This is a genomic window from Bradyrhizobium sp. CB1717, from assembly GCF_029714325.1.
Lineage (GTDB): Bacteria > Pseudomonadota > Alphaproteobacteria > Rhizobiales > Xanthobacteraceae > Bradyrhizobium.
Genome location: NZ_CP121666.1, coordinates 959,212 through 978,211, shown reverse-complemented (window position 1 = coordinate 978,211; position 19,000 = coordinate 959,212). Strand labels below are relative to the sequence as shown.

The window sequence follows — 19,000 nt, the reverse complement described above, 5'->3', positions numbered from 1 at the left end:
TAAGACGAGTGGAGCGATCCGAGCGGAGGGCCCGTCCATGAAGGGTGCCAGCCAGTTCCCCGCTCTGTTGGAGTCATTCTTCATGGACCGCCTGATCCGACAGCGGCAGGCAAGTCCCCATACGATCGCAAGCTACCGCGACACCTTTCGCTTGCTGATGCAGTATGCACAGCCACGGCTCCGCAAAACCCCTTCGCAGTTGGTTTTGCCGGACCTGGACACGGCATTCCTCGGCACGTTCCTCGATCATCTTGAGAGAAAACGCGACAACAGCGCCCGTAGTCGCAATGTACGTTTGGCCGCAATTCATTCGTTCTTTCGCTACGTCGCATTGCATGCGCCCGAGTACAGCGCCTTGGCGCAGCGTGTGCTTGCCATACCCAGCAAACGCTACGCGCGACGACCTATATGCTTTCTCACCGCGGTCGAAATTGACGTTCTGCTCGCCGCGCCGAACCTCAACACTTGGAGCGGACGACGCGATCGAGCCCTGTTGCTGCTCGCTGTGCAGACCGGCTTACGCGCATCGGAAGTGATCGGCTTGCGCTGCGAGAACATCGTGCTGGGTACGGGCGCGCACGTGCAGTGCTTGGGTAAAGGACGGAAGACAAGATGTACTCCGCTTCGCAGAGAGACCGTTACGGTTTTGCGCGCGTGGTTGCGAGAACGCCAGGGGCGGCCGTCTGATCCGGTCTTTCCCACTACGCGAGGACGAGCGTTAGGCTCCGACGGCCTGGAGTACTTGCTCAACAAACATCTCGCCGTTGCGCGTCGTCAGTGCCCGACGTTAACCAAAAAACGCGTAACGTTCCATTCCTTGAGGCATTCGCTTGCGATGAACCTTCTTCACCACGGCGTCGATCGCTCCGTGATCGCGCTCTGGCTGGGGCATGAGAATGTCGAGACGACATCCATTTACCTGCACGCCGACATGCAGCTGAAGGAACAGGCATTGGCAATGACTACAGCAACACGAGTTCCCGCATCCCGCTATCGACCGAGCGATCGCGTCCTGGCATTCCTGCAAGCACTCTGATTATTCCGCCAACGATGCGCCCACGCTCGCGTAATCCCCCGGAAGCTGCAGCAGCTCGCCGCCAGTTGCCGGAATAATCGGGGTGCCGGAACTATGGCGCAGATCGTGGATGCGCGGATCTCGCCCCGAGTACGCGCCCCTGAGATGGGTATCATCGAGGAGCTGCAGGAAGATACGTCGCACTGTGTTGTAGGGCAGCGACCGCCCGGCAACCGATACAAAGAGACCACGATCTGTGGTGGTCAGTGACCGCCGGGCGACCAGATATCTGTCGAGCGCCAGCCGGGCTGTTGCGTGAAGCGGCAACAGCCGGCTCTTCTGGAACTTGGTCTGCCGGACGACGAGCCCATCGGCAGTCACATCGTCGATCTGCAACGCCAATGCTTCTGCGATCCGCATGCTGGTAGCGGTGAGCAGACCGAAGAGCGTTGCATACATGGTCGGTCTGATCGAGCCCACTGGCCGAAGTGCCGCCGCAGCGCGAAGCAATCGTGCGATCTCGTCCGCGCTATAGATATACGGCGATCGCCGCTTGACGACGGTGCGGCCGAGTGCATCCGCCGCCGGAACCTGATGCCGCGGGTTCTCGGCGTGCATCGCCAGCGCGAACCGTCGCACGGTAAGCAACCGGTTGCGTCGCTGCTCCGGTGATGGCGCACGTGCGGCCCATGCCAGGACACGCGCACTTCTGATGTGCCGGTCGCCGCGCTCCTCGGCAAACGCGACATAGCCCCTCAGCAGGATTTGCTGGACGCGGAACTTGAACCCCAGCGACTGCTGCTGGTCCACATATTTGGTAAGATATTGCTTCAGCATCACGCATCTCCCGGCCAGGGCGGCGCGATCTGCAGCAGCATCGTCACATCGACTTTGGCGTAGTGCGCGGTCATGTCTGGCGACCGGTGGCGCAACACGGCACCAACCGTGTCAAGCGTCGCGCCGCCCCGCAGCATGGCCGTGGCTGCTGAGTGTCGAAGCAGGTTGGCGCCATTCGACGGAGCGGGGATGCCGGCCTTTCGTATGGCACCACGCACAACGTCAGAGACTGCGCTCGACCCTGTCACTGGCCGGATTGGTGCATTCGACATGAAGAAGATTCGACCATCGGCGACGTGCGGCCGGGCTTGATCCAGATAAGCGAGCACGGCATCGCCGGCGTCTTGCGGCAATGGTAATCTCGTCTCCCGCCGCCCCTTGCCACGAACCGACAGCGTCGCCTGTTGCCAATCAATATCGGTGAGACGAAGAGAGAGAATGTCGCCGGCCCGTAACCCCAGTCGCGCCAACAGCAGCAGGATCGCCCGATCACGCACGCCAGTCGCCGTGGTCTGGTCGCAGGTTGCAATCAACGCCTCGACATCTGACGAGCTGATGTATCGCGGTAGCGACGACAGTCGCCACTGCGGAATGATTGGCACAGCCTGATCGAGTCCCGCCCGGCACAACCCCCGCGCGCTGAGAAACCGCAAATATCCTCTCAGCGCCATCGTCATAGTCTTCACATAGGCGAGCGAAACCCGTTTCGTCTCTGCAACGATCACGTGGCGAATGAGTTGGGCATTCCAGCTTCGCGGCCTGCTGCCAAGCGCCGGGAGCAGCCGCATGACCATGCGACCGTGTCGATCTATTGTCAGCTCTGTGACGCCGCGATGCTGTCGCAGCCAGTCCTGGAACTCGACTACCCGCCGGTCGAGCGTCGACAATGCGAGCTTCGACTTGCGCTGGATGATCCCGCGCTCGCCGAGAAATTCGACGAACCGGCGTACCCGCCTCACGTACTTCTCGGACACGCCCTTCTCACGACGGATGCCGGGACATCGACAGCGGTGCCGAGCGAACCGATCGGTGACGCCATCATCGATGTCGGCGAATGCGACTTTGGCCAGCGTCAGCCATTGCGCGAGGTGACGGGCTGCGGCGTCATAGCCGCTCACCGTCAAGCTCGTATACCCCGACGCCGTCAGGTGTCTTGCGAACTCCGTCACCAGCGGGGCGAGATCGCCTGCGTCCATGCAGCGCTGCCCGTGGCGCTGATTCCCACTCGACTTGGCCATTCCTTGTCTCCCTTTCGTTGCCATCAAGACAGGAAGGGAGGCCTCAGATTATGCGGAGCGAGGAAGAGGGCACTGGGAACTAAACTGTTGATAACGGAGCGGATCTTGGATCGAACGCCGCGCACTCCGCATAATCGTGGGCTCCGCATAATTGCGGAAGTCGACCGGATGGCTGGCGAGGAACACCTTCACACCAGAGGGGATCATGCCGAACGCATCGCCCGGATCACCCGCTGCAAGTGCGCGCCTCGTCGACATCGATGCCGGCGCGCACGACCACCTCGCCAATGGAAATCTCGATCACTGACATGCACGCCATCGCGGCTTCGCGGCTCGAAGGCCGCGAGTAGTAAGTTCGTTCGGCCCGAGCATCGCGACGCCAGGCGAAGAGCTCCGACGGGTGAATACCGATCCGATGGGCGATCGCCGATACGCTGGCGCCGGGCTCCAGCGCTCTGCCACCACTTGTGCCTTGAATTCATCCCACCAGCGTCGGCGAAGCTGCCCCGGCGCTCCCTCAAGACGCTCGGCGACCGCTTCGATCATATGGCAGGTTCTAGTTTCAGAACTAGGCGCAGACATAGAAGCTCACATCAGCTCACGCGCAGCCGATAGCCGATCGCTCGCCCACTCCGCCAGATGGGATCTGTTTGCCGCTTACGAGAATGCCTTCGCCAAGCTCAAAGCACATTTGCGCCGGGCCGCGAAATGTACCGTCGGCGGCCTCGGGCGCATCATCGACACCTACACACCTGCAAAATCTACAAAAGCTGCGCATCGCTTATCGGGGGCTGCGGGCGCTTGCGGCGCCGTGAACCAACTGTTGAAGGGCGCCGGGTAATCTAGTTGTTCCGTCCCGCAAGTTCGCAGCATCATTATTACGTGGGTTTCAGGTTATTATCCGGACGTGGGCGCTGAAGGCAAAGGATGTCAACTTGGTCGGCGACCGCTTCGAGCTTTCGTGGCGGCGAAGAAACTTGCGACGCGCAAGCTCATCGGGAACGCGCAGAGGATCCCGAGGCCGCAGAGATCTCTGTAGGTGATCGTCCTCAGTCGCAGCCGAAAGGATCTTAGGCGGCCTGTGGTCAGGTCTATCGGCGCGGAATATCTCGGCTTCGAGCTAGTCAGGTGAATCTAAAGTTCGCCACAGTCTGCTGGGCTTTGTGGCAGAAGCGTTTGACGGAAGCCAAGATCTGGTCTGCGGACTTGGTCCATTTGAAGGGCTTCGGGTTGTTGTTGTGCAGGTCGATGAAGGTACGGATGTCGGCCTCGAGCTGCCTGACGGAGGTGTGAACACCTCGCTGGATCTGCTTTCTGGTGAGTTCAGCGAACCAGCGCTCGATCTGATTGATCCATGACGCGGAAGTCGGCGTGAAGTGGACATAATAGTGCGGCCGGCGAGCGAGCCACGCTTTGATCTTGGGTGTCTTGTGGGTGGGGTAGTTGATGGGGTGGACGCCCCCTCTCGGCATCGCTGTGCCAAAGTGGTGTCGTTGACCATCACTTGAACGGAGGCGTCCATGTCGGAACTTAGCATAATCGGTTTGGATCTGGCGAAGAACGTATTCCAGCTGCACGGTGCCGATGGATCAGGAACCGTGCTCTTCCGCAAGAAGCTGCGGCGGGACCAAGTTCTCAAATTTCTTGCCATACAACCGGCTTGCACGGTCGCCATGGAAGCATGCGCCAGCAGCCACTACTGGGCGCGCGAGATCGCGAGACTGGGACGAGGCACGACTCATTGCGCCAGACTATGTGAAGCCCTTCGTGAAGCGGCATAAGAATGATGCCGCCGATGCGGAAGCGATCTGCGAAGCTGCCCAGCGGCCGACAATGCGTTTCGTAACGATAAAGAGCGCGGAGCAGCAGGCCGCGGCCGTTGTGTTTCGCGCCCGTGACCTCCTGGTGCGTCAGCGCACCCAGACCATCAACGCAATCCGCGGCCATCTAGCCGAATTCGGGATGGTAGTGGCAAAGGGGCCTGTCCATGTTGCCAAGCTCGTGTCGGCGATCGGGGACGATGACACCGACATTCCAGAGCTCGCCCGACCGATTCTACGCCTGCTTGTTGAGCAACTGCGACTACTTGATGAAAGGGTGGTGTTGCTCGACCGCGAGCTTGCAAGGCGCGCCAAGGAGGATGCCGACGCAAAGCGATTGGTGACGATCCCCGGAATCGGTCCGATCACAGCGACAGCGCTCGTTGCACTGGCGCCGACGACTCGGGCCTTTAAGAGGGGACGCGACTTTGCGGCGTGGCTGGGGCTCACCCCGCTGCAGCGCTCCACGGGCGGAAAGCAGAAGCTCGGCGAGACATCCCGCATGGGCGAACGAACCCTGCGCCGACTATTAATCATCGGCGCGAGCGCGGCCGTGCGCTGGGCAAGTAAAGGCTCAGCAGCAGATCCTTGGCTTGCGGGCATGCTTGCCCGCAAGCCATCCATGCTGGTGATCGTCGCCCTGGCCAACAAGATGGCACGCATCGTCTGGGCATTGATGGCGAGAGGCGGAACTTATCGAGCTCCTGCTACGGCGAAGTAGTTCCCCGGAACGGAGCTTGAGAGTGTGAGAAGGTCAATCGGAGAGTATGGCGCCACGGTCGACGAGACGGGATCGGGAAAACCAGATCATGGATACGTGCCTCGAGCACGCGAAGTTGAATTGGACCCGCTCCGCGAACTCCCATACGGGCCAGCGGCATGTGACAGCCGCAGCAAAAGGCCGGACACATGTCAGCATCCGACCACGCTCCGAGCTCGCCGAAAGATTCTTCTTGCACCAGCGGGGGCGTCCACACATGTCCATGACGATATGGACAGCGAACCCCTCAGGGATTTGAGCGTCGATCTCTTTGAGGAACTTCAAGAACTCGACCGTCCGATGGCGCTTGTAGCATTTGCCAATGACAAAGCCGGAAGCGATGTCGAGCGCGGCAAACAGCGTGGTCGTACCATGCCGCACATAGCTGTGCGTGCGACGTTCCGGCACCCCAGGCATCATCGGCAAGACCGGCTGCTCGCGATCGAGTGCCTGGATCTGGCTTTTCTCATCGACGCTGAGGACAACGGCTCGGTTCGGTGGGGACAGGTAAAGCCCGACAATATCGCGCACCTTATCGACGAACAGCGGATCGCTCGACAGTTTAAATGTCTGGCTGCGGTGCGGCTGCAAGCCGAACGCCATCCACATTCGGCGGATCGTGGTGTGAGAAAAGCCAGTTTCCGCAGCCATCGAGCGGATCGACCAGTGCGTCGCGTCGGGCGGTGTCGTACGCAATGTCCGCTCGATCACCGCAGCAACCTGATCGTCGTCGATGGTTCGAGGGCGGCCAGGGCGGGCTTCGTCAAGCAGGCCATCACAGCGATCCTTCAAGAATCGGCGGCGCCACTTGCCAACGGTGTGTTCATGGATGCCAAGTTCGGCAGCCACAGACTTGCTTGGCAATCCATCTGCACATCGCAGGATCGCGCGGCACCGCTCAGATAGCGATCGGGCTACACGATGACGACGAACTTGCCTCTCCAAGTACGCCCGCTCCTGCGGACTAAGCACTAACGGCGCGATCGGCCGGCCTCGCACACCTGCATTCGCCACTAGCACTCTCCTCTCTAGCGATTCGAGCAACAACTAATGCGACGAATTTGCGTTCCAGATGACTAGGTACCCACTTTCCTTTGGAAGTGAGTCATGATTCAACGTCGGGATGATACCCGAAGCAAGAGAAGTCCACCTTTCGAGGAAAGATCGCAAGGTGCTTGAGGAACGTTGCCGCTCACCGGTGACGTTGCAGCGCGATTTGAAGCGGGCGCGGATCGTTCTTTTAGCTGCTGCCGGTCGCAGCACCCGATCGATCGCCAAGGAGGTTGGGGTCCAGCCGCGGATTGTCAGCCTTTGGCGGCATCGCTATGCGGATCAAGGCCTTGAAGGTCTGCAAAGCAAACCTCTGCCGGGCAAGCAGCCGATCTATACGAAGGCCACTGACAAACGGATTTTAAAGTTGCTCGATAAGTCGCCTCCCGCCGGGTACGCGCGCTGGACTGGGCCTCTGCTGGCTGGGGAACTTGGCGATGTCGATGTGCAATATGTCTGGCGGTTCTTGCGCAGCAACAAAATCGATCTCGCCGCTCGCAAGTCCTGGTGCGAGAGCAACGACCCGCAGTTTACGGCCAAAGCCGCCGACGTGGTTGGCCTGTATGTCGCCCCGCCAAAGAAGGCCATCGTGCTATGCGTGGACGAAAAGCCCTCGATCCAGGCCTTGGAGAGAGCGCAGGGTTATCTGAAACTGCCCAACGGCAGATCCTTGACCGGGCAAAGCCACGACTACAAACGGCACGGCACGACCACGCTGTTCGCAGCGCTGGAAGTCGCCACCGGGAAGATCCTTGCGACGCATTCGAAACGACGTCGCCGGGTCGAGTTTCTCGACTTCATGGATCGCGTGACCGCAGCATTTCCGAACCGCCAGCTTCACGTCATCCTCGACAACCTCAGCACCCATACGAAGAACGAGGAATGGCTTGAGGCACATCCCAATGTGAACTTTCATTTCACGCCCACCAGCGCGTCCTGGCTCAATCAGGTCGAGGTGTGGTTTTCGATCTTACAGGGGCAATCGTTGAGCGGTGCCTCATTCACAAGCCTCAAACAGCTTGAGCAGCACATCGATGCCTATATCAAAGCATATAACGGCAGAGCTGAGCCATTCGTCTGGACCAAGAAAAAGGTCCGGCAACGCCGATTCAAAGGCCGACGTATCACTCAGCTATGATTCCGGGTACTAGGAGAATGGAACATATTTCGGGGCTCTCGCAAAGCGCTTGGGCACGAGACATGGTGGCTGCGCCATTCCTCTTGAAGTCGAATGACTTTCTCGTTCAAACCGGCGCGCCAGCGATCTAGGTTGGTCTGGCACTGGAGCGAGACTATGCTCAAACCATTCGCGAAGTGCTAACGGCAATCGCCTCGCCGCTGGATATTGCAGACCAGTCGCGAGTCGCGGCTCGCTGCTGGGAAGTCCGCCCTTCAGGCGGCCGTATTGTAGGTGATTGGATAACGCTCCGGAAACGGCCCTCCTGCGTAGTCAATCTCCGCGGCAGGACGCACACCCCGGATTTGCAGGATGCGACGAACGATTTCCGGAACCTGGATGCGGCTGATCTGGTCGCCGAGGCAGGTGTGCATCCCGTAGCCCAAATGCATATAGACCGACTCCGGGCGGTCGACGGCGAAGCTGGACGGCGCCGGCAATTGCAAGCCGTCGCGCATCGCCGACCGGGTCGAGATCAGCACCGTGCTGCCGGCCTTGATTGTTGCCGCGCGCAGCGAGCCCTTTGCAATCCGGTAATCGGTCCGGCACTGGCGCACCACGAACGGATTGATCGGGTTGAAGCGTAGCGCTTCCCAGCAATAGCGATACATCAATTGATCGTTATTGCTGCAGGCGACGTCGATCGCCTTCTTCAGGATCTTCGGACGTATGAACAACTGCTCGAGGAGCTGTACGATGGCCGCTGAGGTCGTCTCGATTCCGCCGACCAGCGTGCCCATCATATTGGTTATAATGCGTTCGTCGGCGAAGCCGATCGAATCGTCAAAATGGCTTTTTAGCAAGCGACTGAACACGTCGTCGAGCGGCGCGCCATTTTTCAGTTGCTCGCGCCGTTGCGGGAGCAGTTGTGTCAGGTAGGTGCGCATCTCCTGCCCGGCGTCAATGTTGTCCTGATGCACCTTCGGATCTTTGTCCAGGTTGTGGAACATGTCGTACTGCGTGGCGCGCGACCAGCGGAACATCGACGCCAGATCGGGGCCGGGAAAGCCGAAATATTCTCCGGTCAGCTGAATGGGGACCAGGCGCGACAACGTGCTGACCACGTCGATTTGGTTCTGGGTATAGAGCTGCTTTTCGACGGACGCATTGGCGAGGCTGCGCACTTTCTGGCGAATTGCCGGCAGATCCTCCATGCGCATGAAGGCGCGCATGATACCCTTGTCGCGCTGGTTGATTTCGGTGCAGTCGCGGCCGAGCATAAAGGGGCCGACCGAAGGGTCCATCATCGGCGCATAGGTGACGTTGAAGATGTCGGGCCGGCTCAGCGCTTCCTGCACGTCGGGGAAGCGGGTGATGAACACGGGCCCCGCGGCGCCCAACGCTAGGTTGGGCCTGACGCGCCGAATTAGTGCGAACAACGCATCCGGATGTTTCGCGATCATCCATTTCAAGAACTTCGCCGCCAGCCCCTGTTTCTGTTCCGCCATTGCCGCCGCACCCTAACTCGAGAAAAGCTTCGCCTGGTCGGTCGATCCTGGCTTCCGTCCACCTTTCCCCCTGCGGGAGCGAGATGGTCTTCGATGCTGCTCCAGTTGGAGCTGACCCAATCAATTTCAGATCGACTTCAGGAACTCGATGATCGCGTTGCGCTCCTCGGGAGACAGCGCAGGGCCAATGACACCCTCATGCTTGTCGTTCGAGAATTCGTGGCCAGTATTGCGATTGGCGGGCCTCGACGTATCGAGGATGAAGTAGCCCTTGCTGTCGTAGGTCCTGCCTTTGGGAGCGGCGGTCCGCGCCACGATACCGACGCGGACAGGATCGAAGCTGGGCTCACCGAGCAGCAACACTTTCGGGCGCTCTGCAACCGGGCTGAGAAGGTCGTAGATCGTCGGCACCGAGCCGTTGTGCAGGAACGGCGCAGTCGCCCATACGCCGTTCAGCGGACGCGCCTTATAGCCGAAACCTGCCGCGAGACAGTTCGGCCGATCGCCTTCGATCTCCGCGTGGACGGTCCCGGTCGACCGAAGCCACTCGTCGATGCTGGATTGGACCACGGCGCCGAGCGCAAGCGCGTAGAGTTGCATCGCATGGTCCGAGAGTTGGATCGTATCCAGCGTATTGTCAGCCTTCCGTTGGCAGACATCGATGTCGAGGCCGAGTCCTGGGCTGCTATGGCCCGCCCGGGCCAGTTCGCTGCCGGCGGTGTCAACGGTGCGATTGCGCAGCACGTCGCCCTGGGCCGGATCGGTGCCGATATGGCTTTGCTTGATGATCTTGACGTTGAGTACGGATTCCTTCGTCTGCTTCTCCTGCCCATCCCGGCCGCGCCAGCGGATAGGGCCGAAGTTCTTCCAGAACTCCGAGTCCGGGGCCTTGCCGTGCACGATGTCGGGGGTCAGCGCTGGAAGATGGCAGCCGCTGCAATATTTATCGTAGAGTTGGGCTCCCACGGCAGCCTTGGCTTTGTCGATCGCAGGAAAGCTGTCGGGCCAAGTTGGCGCATTCAGCCCGGTGAAGGCCTTCGCCACCAGCGGCTGGTCCTTTCCAGCGAGCTTTCGTTCAATCCAGTGCAGATTATCAAAGGGGATGCTGCTGGCAAAGCGTCCCTGCTTGGGCGGTGCCGTGAGGTTGAGCTCCGCGGAAACACCCATCGCCTCGCCGGCATTGCGTACCAATGGCTGCATGATTGAGGCGTCGTACTGCACCCAATCGAACCATGATGATGTCCAGATGTGCGGGTAGCTGACAGGGGCGTTGATGTTGACGTAGTTGCCGTAGCGCTTGTTGTCGAGTGCGAACACCTGATTGCCGATGCGATTGAGCGCATCGAGGCGGGTAAACCCTTCCGTGACGTCGATCCCAGCGGGCTGATCGACCAGAGCACCAAGTATTCCATCGAGTTCCTTGGATAGTTGAACGCGTGTCAGATCGCTGTACTCGGTTTCTAAAACGCGCTTCGCGAACCGCCTAAAGCGACCGTCGAAGAAGGGCAACTTTGCCGACAAGGCGGTCTGTGCGAGCGCGGCGCGGAGCGCATTTGTCAACTGACCGAGATCGGTTACGGCGGGGCCGCCTTCAATGACATAGCGCTTGTCTTTGAAGATCAGTTGGCCGGTGTGGCACGCGGCACAGGTCAATCCGACGGCAGTGTCCTTACGCGCAAGTCCGCGGATCGACTGAAACGGCGAATACGCAAATCCGATCGGCAAACCGTATTCATTGTTCTCGCTTTTAGCAGATTTTATGAATCCGAACCGCAGTAAATAGCGGTTGTCGGCAAAGCGTTCGCGTTCGAAGAAGGGCATAGCGAAGGGCGAGTTCTGCGGCGCTTCCAGCGCGAGAAACCATGACAGCGGGATTGGCAAGGTCTGCGTGCCCTGGGCTTTGTGATGGAATCGATCGGCGTCTTCGGCGTTCCAGCCCTGATCGAGCGAAACTTGCTCGCTCACGAGAACCGGCTCAGGGAGACCAGGCGGCTCCAGAGCTTCGATTGTCGCGCCAAGCTGGGGGCTGGTCAGGACCGCGATAGAAGCAATGACCGCGATGATCACCAGAAGAGCAAGAAAGCGTCGGCACCAAAGGCGCCGAATTGCGCTCGCAACTGTCGACATGGCTTCACCGGTGTCAGCGACGGTCTTCAGGAGAAAGCCGTGTAAACAGCAGTACTACAACTACATGATCTTGTAGGCTTACTCCGGCTGTTGGACGCGATTACTATTCTTTCTGTGTCACAAACAGTGGTCTGTGAAGTGGGCGAACTTGGTCGCAGGACAAGGATATCTCGACAGCGTCGGAGGCCGATCGATTTTATTGCGGTATCTATCCGGCGGTCCGCAAACTTCGAGCGGACGTTGCACCATCTTCAAACGCTCGGGCTTGGCGGTGGGATGCCCGCGATTGGTGCATTGTATGGACCGGCTGGCCTTAGGCGAGGTATCACGCGGTATATCGTTAGTGGGTGGGCTTGATTTGGCTGTGAGTTCCACGTTACCGCTTGGTAAGCTAATTGTTTTCGACGAATCGTGCGTTTCATGTCGTTGTTGTCTGGACGCGTAGGCAATGTACGTCCTTGCTCTGGTCACCCAAAAAGGCGGAAGCGGCAAGAGCACGCTGGCGGTCGGAATTGCAGTCGCAGCGGTGGGGAACGGGGAGCGCGTCGCAATTGTCGACGCGGATCTACAAGGCACGATTTCAAAATGGATAGAGCGGCGCGGCCATCCTCATCCGCGGGTCGTTCGGGTCGCCGATCCCGCCGAAATAGAAGGGGCGCTCGTCAGCCTTGAAGCTGAGGGGATCTCGCTTACGGTCATCGATACCGCCGCCACAAACAATGCACTGGCCATGCGCGCCATCGCGAGGGCCGATCTTTGCCTGATCCCGGTGCGTCCGAGTCCGGCCGACATCGAAGCTGCGATACCGACGCTGATTGCTATTCGTAGGCTCAACCGCCGATTTGCTTTCGTCCTCAATCAGACGCCAGCGCGGGGCTGTCGCCTGAGTGAAGCTGCAACGTCGCTCAATTCGCTCGGGGTGCTTGCGCTTCCCTATGTCGGACAGCGCAACGACCACCAGGACGCGCTTGGGGCAGGATTAGGCGTGACCGAGTTTGCACAAGAGGGAAGAGCCTCGGAGGAAGTTCGTGAGCTGTGGCGCTGGGTCTTGAAAAAGCTTGTCGAGAGGTCATCAGATCATGAGCCACACGCAAGCGAAAAAGCGGCGTACTAGGCAGATGCGCTGTGCGCGACGCTCGCTGGTGGATCTTACCGCGGCGGCGAGCCGAGCCGTTGACGATGGCCTGTTTGTGTTGTCCGGCGAGATTGCTCCTTCCAATCCGCGCTCGGAGCACATAGGCGCGAATACGTCTGATCAAACAATCCTTGCAAGGCAAGCGACCCCTCCGATTCACGTTGCGGTGCTTGAATCTCGGAATGCGGCGGCGCCGCGTAAGGACGAACTCATAGATTGCGACAGTACCACCGAGATGATGGTAAAGGTTGTCGAGGACTCTCAAGACAGGGCTTCTGAAAACCTCAAAGCCAGCCTGAATGAAGCGGCGTCGAAAGACGTCGGCGGTTCCTGCCTTGAAAGCAAGTTTTTGCCCGTTCTCAAAGAAGCCGCAACAGAGTTCCACGCCGATGCGGTCGAATTGTTCGTGCAGGAGGAACCAAATGACGGCGCAAAGCAGCCGCAACCGCGATATATGCGGCGGCTCACTGACGAGGCGGTCAGATTACTGGACGATCTTCGCTGCGGAAAGCTCGAGAATCAGGCGAACTTCATCCTGAGCGAATGCTTCAGAGAAGCCGCCAGCGCGTTCTCCATCATCAATCAGCAGCTCAAGCGGGACGGCTATGCCGCGAGCATTGATCCATCAATTTTCATCTGGCTTGCTAATATCACCGAACCGGAGACGCGTGACGCCGCGACCATGCGGCTTGAGATTGTACCCAACCACCGAGGTCGTCCGAGCACATACGCACGCCAGGTCGCTCAATTCATCTGGCATCTTGTCGAGGGGCAGGGCTGCCGGCGACAGGCCGCATATCGGGGCGCGCTCACGAAGTTCACCGTAACCGAGAGTTTCGTCGAGAACGCCTATGCCTTTTGGGAGCCGATCTTCAAACGGGCGGGACCGCACGTGAGGATGCTGACCCGCATTTCAGATGCAGAAATGTAAAGCTAAGCAGCGTGGGCATTTGGCGTCCGCTTCGACCGAGGCCCAAGCACTTCGCCTCCTGGCTGTGCCTGCACCAGGCTACCAAGTCTCTAGCTGCAAGGTGTTCCGTGGCGCACACGGAGATCGTCCAGTCGGGCAGTCGCACTGTTGCGGCTGGCAGTAACAACCGTCGGGCGGAGCGATACGGCGCTCGGTGCATTCTATCGCCGACTGTCCTCACGTATGGGTAAGTTAAAGGCGTTGAGCGACCGCCCGCAAGATCGCAGTTTAAGACCTTCCGGCACGGCATGCCCTGCAGAGATCCTGGTGCGGATCACTATGAGCAGCAACATCGCGGCCGTGTCCTCGCTACCCTTCAGCGCCGAACCAAAACTCGCGGTTTCGAGTTACAGGCAGTTCCAGGCGACTCCGATCCGGCTGTTTCTTAGGAAGTCGATCGCGATCTTTTCCGGAACCCGGACATGAGCTTCCGCTTCATCGAGACCAGCGCGACAGCTACCGCGCTCAACCTTGGATAGCGGAGCTGTATGATCGCCAGACAGCCGCCACGCGCCGATCCTCGACCTGCAATCCAATCGTTACAGCATGGCTAGTCGGTTGTGAAGAACACGCAAGCCGTTGAGAGAGAATCGATTTTTGGCGAACAGACATGGTTCTGTTCGCAGGATTTCGGCGGGTGAGCCCGCAGTTTCTTGCAAATTGCTCTTGGGCGATCGCTGTGATTCTGTCGCGGCGGGCTAATCAACGACGGGCAATTGCAATGCGGCCGAAGGCGCGGCGGGAGAGCGGACAGAACGATCTGTTCAAGGCGAGGCTCGATCAAATCGTCGATCCGGACCATGCGCTGGTCAGACTGTCGGGCTCGATCGACTGGCGGTTCCTCGAAGACCGGTTCGGCGCGGTCTATGACGATGATCCCGGCAGGCCGCCATTGCCGACCCGCTTGATGGTTGGGCTCGCCATCCTCAAGCACATGCACGACCTCTCGGACGAAGGGTTGTGCGAGCGCTGGGTCGAAAATCCCTACTATCAGCTGCTTTGCGGCGAAGAGTTCTTCCAGCACCGGCTGGTGTTCGACCGCTCCTCACTGACGCGCTGGCGGCAACGGATGGGCGAGGATCGCCTTGCGGTATTGGTTCAGGAGAGCCTCTCTGCCGCGGTGCGGCTGGGCGCGGCGAAACCCACCGACTTCACCCAGGTCATCGTCGACACTACGGTGCAGGAGAAGGCGATCGCATTCCCGACCGATGCTCGACTGATGCATCGGGCGCGCGAGAGGTTGGTGCGGTTGGCGAAGGCGACCGGCGTTGAGCTGCGCCAATCCTACGTCCGCGTCGGCAAGATCGCACTGATCCGACATCAGCGCTACGCCCACGCCAAGCACTTCAATCGGGCGAACCGCGCCTTGCGCACGATTAGGACCATGCTGGGCCGCGTGATCCGCGATATTGGTCGCAAGATCGCGGATCGGCCGCAGCTGGAGGACGTCTTTGCGTTGCCGCTGTCGCTGGCCCGGCAGGTCCGCGAACAGCGGCAACGGCAGCGCGGCAAGAAAATCTATTCGTTGCACGCGCCGGAGGTCGAATGCATCGGTAAGGGAAAAGCTCACAAGCCCTACGAGTTCGGCGTGAAGGTGAGTGTCGCCACGCCCGTTGATCGCTGCAAGGGCGGCCAGTTTGTCGCCCATGTGAAAGCGTTGCCGGGCAATCCGTATGACGGACACACGCTCGCGACTGTCATTCCCGAGATCGAGGCCAGCGTCGGCGCTTGCCTGACCAGGATCGTTGCCGATGCTGGCTATCGCGGTCACAACGCGCCGAAAGACAAGATCTTCAAGGTCTATGTCGCCGGCCAGAAGCGTGGCGTGACCGCAGCAATCAAACGCGCCTTCCGACGCCGATCCGCGGTCGAACCGGTGATAGGCCATCTCAAGAATGAGCACCGGATGAACCGAAATCATCTCGCCGGCACCCGCGGCGACGCCCCCAACGCGGTCCTTGCCGCCGCGGGCTACAACTTCCGGCTTCTGATCCTCTGGCTCACGACTTTGTTTGTCCGGATCTGCTGCGCCTTCCTGTTCGCCGGCGCCTGGTCATCCCGTCAACAGACCTCATGATCAACGTTCTTCACGGTCGACTGGCTACCAGATCTGTAGCTTGTCCGGAGGAGCGTGAACGGCTGACTGAGACGACAGCAAAGTTGCGCGATTGTCTGAATTAACTGCCAGCTTTCGTCCCGCCCCCCATCTGGTGTGGCACTATGCGCGTGCGGCTCATGCTGCTCGCCTCATTCGCAGCCAGAACATCGCTCGTCAACTCGACTTTCTTCGTGCCTCACGTCACGGTACGGCACCCGTATCCGTGAGAGGCGAAACAATCCATTGCTACGCCAGCGTATTCCAACATCTTCGGAACCTTCGGTTTCGCCGCCCGCGCTGCCTTGAGGATTCCGCGGGGGGATATCATCGCATGACCATTACTCAGGCGCCTCGTTTGTTTCGCCCGCTGTTCCCCACGATTGGTGCGGCTCGCGCAGACGGCTAGGTGTCGGCCGCCGCGCGAAAGTTCGCCGCATTCTCTGCAGCCACAGCAAGGGCCCGAGACAACTCAAGCGCCTGATCCGCCGTCACTTGGAAATGAACGCCGACAATGCTCGCAATGGCGAGCGTGATTTCGTCGTCCACCTGCTCAATTATGATAGCAGCCGACTCGTCGAGTTCGATCTCGGCAATCCGTCCGATGAAATCATCCGGTTCATTTTCCATTACTGCACCCCATCCATCCGGCCACAATCTAAGGCAGAACTAACCGGTGCCTCGATGAGGCGACCTGAGCGGAACAATCGGAACGCCGCTACTTGGAATAACCTTCAAGCCAATGCGCTTGCTGGCGGCGCTCCAACTTCTTACAGCCTCGTTTGTTAGACAAGTCGCAGCCAATTCGTTCCAGGATCTTACAACACGTTCCCAACTCTCTTTCCGAGCGGGGAGAAGCGCGAGCATCCTTTGCGCCTTGCGCGAAGCCGCGAACTTCCCGCCGCGCTTCGCTTCTTTAAGAATTTTGCAAACCAGCTCTTCAGTTCGCTTCCACCCGGCGTCCGTCATTCTATCATCGACAAAGCAACCGAAGCATATTCGAAAGGATAAGGCACGGTCTGCAGCGACGTATGATGGTAAGCCCGGCTCGTTCAACCACTGATGAAGAGCTTCGAGCTGCTCTGATCCACCTAGCGTGAGAACATCGTCCCGCTCAAACATTAAAAATGCCGCGAAACCAGCGACCTCAAGCTGCATGTCCAAGTCTAGCGTTTCCAACCAACTGGTGATTGCTTTTAGTGGAGACATTGCCCTGCTCTCCTTTCTTGCAGTCGTGATTGGGGCTCGCAACTGACAGAGGGATCCGCTCGATAGCGATTCGAGCCCGGAGAACACGCACTGGTCAACTACAAGAATTTGTAGGTAAGGCTGCGCGTCACCAGGTCAGTCGCCCTGAACCACGTGCCGCGCGATCTCCGCGCCTTCGCCATCAAAGACCAGCACGACAGTTTCGCTAACGCGATCGTAGTCAGGATCGCCGCCGATATCCCGAGCAACGCTGGCGCCATACTGACTCGCGAGATCTGCCGAGCCGAACATCTCACCCTCGCCGTCCGGCTGAAGGCGACCGTTGTGGATCATCGGAAAATAATAGCGCTGCATATGAAGGCCCTCCACCGCGGCGATCATGCGCTCATATTAGAGCGGGACGCACCTGTCCAAAATGACAGGATCGTTGTGCAGCGACACCGGCAGCACCGCCCCACTCAACCATAGCGATATACCTCGCGCACTTTAGCTAACCACCGGACAATTACGGAGAGCGAAGCTGCTTTCTTTCCGGTGGACAGCCCTTGGTTGCGATAGTAACTTAGTCGTTTTTCAGGACGTGAGAGTTTCTTATGCGCGACTGGCAACTGCCGTTTTCTCGCGTGTGCTTGGACTGCACCTCAAAGCGCGAACGAGTATCCTACCGCCGCTACACGGAGTGTTGGGCAGATTTGCAACGCGCTGCGATTTTGAGCGGTGCGTGATGCTGCTCTACATTTTCACGGTCATAATGATCGAGTCGTGGCTCGATTTCTGGCTAGCCCAACGTCTCGCCCCGGCATGCTGCCCGCGCTGGGGCACCTCACTCGGGGACACGATGGGAGAGTAATCTTGGAGTCCGCGGTCAGCCTGTCGGTCGTGATTGAAGCAGGACAGTCCGTCAGCCTTTCGTCAGCTATCGCGAGCGCACCCCGTGCCTTTTATGACTAACCCGCACACCGTAAGCAGCGCGGGCGCGACTCGGCGCCGGAAATGCGCAACGACGCTATCCCTGCCACACCCGCGCCGCCGGTGAAGTTAGCGGCAACGTGACTCGGCACCGCCACACCGATGAAGCGCTGTCCCTGCCACGTGCCGCCAACTTCGGGGCCAGCCTCAGCGGCGAAAGAATCTGACGATGGGATACATCTATCGGAAATGGGCGTGGCACAACTACCAGGACTGGTCGTAGCCTCACGTGGCTTGGCAATCAGTCTCGGATCGCAGGCAGCGCCGTCGCGAGTCGCCAACTCACTGCCAGGGCAGGTATAGCGCCACGAACAGTACCAAGGCTGCAAGCCCGAACGCCCACGCGAACAATAGCGCCTTATCCATCGGCCAATTCCGATCGATCTCCTCGGCCGCCCGCAGCGGCGTACCACTGCGGCCTTTCTGTTGAGCAACACAATGGGTGGTGCATCACTCGATTCGTAGATTTTCCGCCGAGTCTTTTCCGCGATTTTTCACGATGTCGAAGCTGACTTTTGCGCCCTCTGCGAGCGAAGTAAAACCAGCCTTCTCAACCGCGGAGATGTGGACAAAGACGTCATTGCCGCCCGAATCCGGTTGAATGAACCCATACCCCTTTGTCGGGTTGAACCACTTCACTGTCCCAATTGCCACCTAACTTCTCCATGTTTTAAAAATGAAAAGTAGTGCGCGACTCCGACAAAAGAATGGCTTGTCGCGTCGCGCTCGCACCAACGCTACATCCTCGCTAGAACGCTGAATGCATTCTGGCTGGCCACATTGATGTTGTTTGCGTTGGTACTGTCTCCCTGCTCGTTGGCCGAGAACACGTGGAAGCCAAGCAAAGGCGGAGCGGAATAGGCGGCCGTTCCACCAACCTGCGTTGTGTTCGGCCCACCCGCAAGAACTCCTTGGCCGATGAATGCGTTCGTCGCATCCATCCCGATGCCGGAAACCGCCGCTGCGCTATTGGCAACGAGACCAATGCGGGAAGCATATGAAATCTGCGTTTCCATCTTCAGCCAAGCCGAACACAACCGATATCTGGGTGCCTGCGGACGCCCTGGCCTGCCGACTGTCGCGCTGGTGTATGTATAGGGCGACCCGTTGTCGTTCGAAGCGGCGGATACTGTGACGCGGTTATGTCCCC

The 19,000-nt window shown here is 59.4% G+C and carries 14 protein-coding genes and 3 pseudogenes; 6 read left to right on the top strand and 11 right to left on the bottom strand.

Going from position 1 to position 19,000, the window contains the following annotated elements; translation table 11 throughout:
• The first annotated feature begins 37 nt into the window (after positions 1-37).
• Positions 38-1,036, top strand: coding sequence for a tyrosine-type recombinase/integrase (locus QA649_RS04560; protein ID WP_283023162.1), 999 nt, complete (start codon positions 38-40; stop codon positions 1,034-1,036).
• On the opposite strand, the gene QA649_RS04555 is transcribed toward QA649_RS04560, so the two are convergent.
• From QA649_RS04555 to QA649_RS04545, 3 genes and pseudogenes are all read right to left on the bottom strand, one after another.
• Positions 1,037-1,852 carry a tyrosine-type recombinase/integrase gene (locus tag QA649_RS04555; RefSeq protein WP_283023161.1) on the bottom strand — a complete coding sequence of 272 codons (816 nt, stop codon included), beginning with the start codon at positions 1,850-1,852 and terminating at the stop codon, positions 1,037-1,039.
• Positions 1,852-3,090 carry a tyrosine-type recombinase/integrase gene (locus QA649_RS04550; protein WP_283023159.1) on the bottom strand — a complete coding sequence of 413 codons (1,239 nt, stop codon included), beginning with the start codon at positions 3,088-3,090 and terminating at the stop codon, positions 1,852-1,854. The genes QA649_RS04555 and QA649_RS04550 overlap by 1 nt, the downstream gene beginning before the upstream one ends.
• 1,124 nt (positions 3,091-4,214) lie before the next feature.
• Positions 4,215-4,535: pseudogene (locus QA649_RS04545) on the bottom strand (IS630 family transposase); the annotation flags it as partial.
• A 75-nt stretch (positions 4,536-4,610) separates the two neighbouring features.
• On the opposite strand from QA649_RS04545, the pseudogene QA649_RS04540 reads away from it, so the two are divergent.
• Positions 4,611-5,631 (top strand): annotated as a pseudogene (locus tag QA649_RS04540) (IS110 family transposase).
• 258 nt (positions 5,632-5,889) lie between these two features.
• Here the strand turns inward: QA649_RS04540 and QA649_RS04535 are convergent.
• Positions 5,890-6,684, bottom strand: a pseudogene (locus QA649_RS04535) (IS630 family transposase); the annotation flags it as partial.
• 109 nt (positions 6,685-6,793) lie between these two features.
• Between QA649_RS04535 and QA649_RS04530 the strand changes: the two are divergent.
• Entirely contained in the window at positions 6,794-7,858 is a 1,065-nt protein-coding gene (locus tag QA649_RS04530; protein ID WP_283023158.1) for an IS630 family transposase, read from the top strand.
• Between the two features lie 254 nt (positions 7,859-8,112).
• On the opposite strand, the gene QA649_RS04525 is transcribed toward QA649_RS04530, so the two are convergent.
• Together QA649_RS04525 and QA649_RS04520 are read right to left on the bottom strand one after the other, a co-directional pair.
• Complete coding sequence (locus tag QA649_RS04525) at positions 8,113-9,345, bottom strand: cytochrome P450 (RefSeq protein ID WP_283023157.1); 1,233 nt, start codon at positions 9,343-9,345, stop codon at positions 8,113-8,115.
• A 126-nt stretch (positions 9,346-9,471) separates the two neighbouring features.
• The gene (locus QA649_RS04520; RefSeq protein WP_283023156.1) at positions 9,472-11,472 is read right to left on the bottom strand and encodes a di-heme-cytochrome C peroxidase; all 2,001 of its coding nucleotides are present in this window, start codon (positions 11,470-11,472) and stop codon (positions 9,472-9,474) included.
• A gap of 448 nt (positions 11,473-11,920) precedes the next feature.
• Here QA649_RS04520 and QA649_RS04515 point away from each other — a divergent pair, with 448 nt between their 5' ends.
• The 3 genes from QA649_RS04515 (at position 11,921) to QA649_RS04505 (ending at position 15,654) form a co-directional block, all read left to right on the top strand.
• On the top strand, positions 11,921-12,586 hold the full coding sequence (locus tag QA649_RS04515; protein ID WP_126262219.1) for a ParA family protein: 666 nt from the start codon (positions 11,921-11,923) through the stop codon (positions 12,584-12,586).
• Positions 12,552-13,538 carry a hypothetical protein gene (locus tag QA649_RS04510; protein WP_283023155.1) on the top strand — a complete coding sequence of 329 codons (987 nt, stop codon included), beginning with the start codon at positions 12,552-12,554 and terminating at the stop codon, positions 13,536-13,538. The genes QA649_RS04515 and QA649_RS04510 overlap by 35 nt, the downstream gene beginning before the upstream one ends.
• A 760-nt stretch (positions 13,539-14,298) precedes the next feature.
• The gene (locus QA649_RS04505) at positions 14,299-15,654 is read left to right on the top strand and encodes an IS5 family transposase (RefSeq protein WP_283023154.1); all 1,356 of its coding nucleotides are present in this window, start codon (positions 14,299-14,301) and stop codon (positions 15,652-15,654) included.
• Between the two features lie 423 nt (positions 15,655-16,077).
• On the opposite strand, the gene QA649_RS04500 is transcribed toward QA649_RS04505, so the two are convergent.
• The 5 genes from QA649_RS04500 to QA649_RS04480 all read right to left on the bottom strand — a co-directional run bounded on the left by QA649_RS04500 (position 16,078) and on the right by QA649_RS04480 (position 18,866).
• On the bottom strand, positions 16,078-16,302 hold the full coding sequence (locus tag QA649_RS04500; protein ID WP_283023153.1) for a hypothetical protein: 225 nt from the start codon (positions 16,300-16,302) through the stop codon (positions 16,078-16,080).
• Positions 16,303-16,341: 39 nt separating this feature from the next.
• Positions 16,342-16,881, bottom strand: a complete 540-nt coding sequence (locus tag QA649_RS04495; protein WP_283023152.1) for a hypothetical protein — start codon at positions 16,879-16,881, stop codon at positions 16,342-16,344.
• Between the two features lie 135 nt (positions 16,882-17,016).
• A complete protein-coding gene (locus QA649_RS04490) occupies positions 17,017-17,235 on the bottom strand; it encodes a hypothetical protein (RefSeq protein WP_126262216.1) in 219 nt (72 codons plus the stop codon).
• A 1,065-nt stretch (positions 17,236-18,300) separates the two neighbouring features.
• Positions 18,301-18,504, bottom strand: a complete 204-nt coding sequence (locus tag QA649_RS04485; RefSeq protein ID WP_104466254.1) for a cold-shock protein — start codon at positions 18,502-18,504, stop codon at positions 18,301-18,303.
• Positions 18,505-18,587: 83 nt separating this feature from the next.
• On the bottom strand, positions 18,588-18,866 hold the full coding sequence (locus tag QA649_RS04480; RefSeq protein ID WP_126262122.1) for a hypothetical protein: 279 nt from the start codon (positions 18,864-18,866) through the stop codon (positions 18,588-18,590).
• Positions 18,867-19,000: the final 134 nt, after the last annotated feature.

Bases quoted from the DNA above. Each gene is read 5' to 3' on its own strand.
- QA649_RS04560 (WP_283023162.1), top strand. From the start codon at position 38: ATGAAGGGTGCCAGCCAGTTCCCCGCTCTGTTGGAGTCATTCTTCATG.
- QA649_RS04555 (WP_283023161.1), bottom strand. From the start codon at position 1,852: ATGCTGAAGCAATATCTTACCAAATATGTGGACCAGCAGCAGTCGCTG.
- QA649_RS04550 (WP_283023159.1), bottom strand. From the start codon at position 3,090: ATGGCCAAGTCGAGTGGGAATCAGCGCCACGGGCAGCGCTGCATGGAC.
- QA649_RS04530 (WP_283023158.1), top strand. From the start codon at position 6,794: ATGATACCCGAAGCAAGAGAAGTCCACCTTTCGAGGAAAGATCGCAAG.
- QA649_RS04525 (WP_283023157.1), bottom strand. From the start codon at position 9,345: ATGGCGGAACAGAAACAGGGGCTGGCGGCGAAGTTCTTGAAATGGATG.
- QA649_RS04520 (WP_283023156.1), bottom strand. From the start codon at position 11,472: ATGTCGACAGTTGCGAGCGCAATTCGGCGCCTTTGGTGCCGACGCTTT.
- QA649_RS04515 (WP_126262219.1), top strand. From the start codon at position 11,921: ATGTACGTCCTTGCTCTGGTCACCCAAAAAGGCGGAAGCGGCAAGAGC.
- QA649_RS04510 (WP_283023155.1), top strand. From the start codon at position 12,552: ATGAGCCACACGCAAGCGAAAAAGCGGCGTACTAGGCAGATGCGCTGT.
- QA649_RS04505 (WP_283023154.1), top strand. From the start codon at position 14,299: ATGCGGCCGAAGGCGCGGCGGGAGAGCGGACAGAACGATCTGTTCAAG.
- QA649_RS04500 (WP_283023153.1), bottom strand. From the start codon at position 16,302: ATGGAAAATGAACCGGATGATTTCATCGGACGGATTGCCGAGATCGAA.
- QA649_RS04495 (WP_283023152.1), bottom strand. From the start codon at position 16,881: ATGTCTCCACTAAAAGCAATCACCAGTTGGTTGGAAACGCTAGACTTG.
- QA649_RS04490 (WP_126262216.1), bottom strand. From the start codon at position 17,235: ATGCAGCGCTATTATTTTCCGATGATCCACAACGGTCGCCTTCAGCCG.
- QA649_RS04480 (WP_126262122.1), bottom strand. From the start codon at position 18,866: ATGGAAACGCAGATTTCATATGCTTCCCGCATTGGTCTCGTTGCCAAT.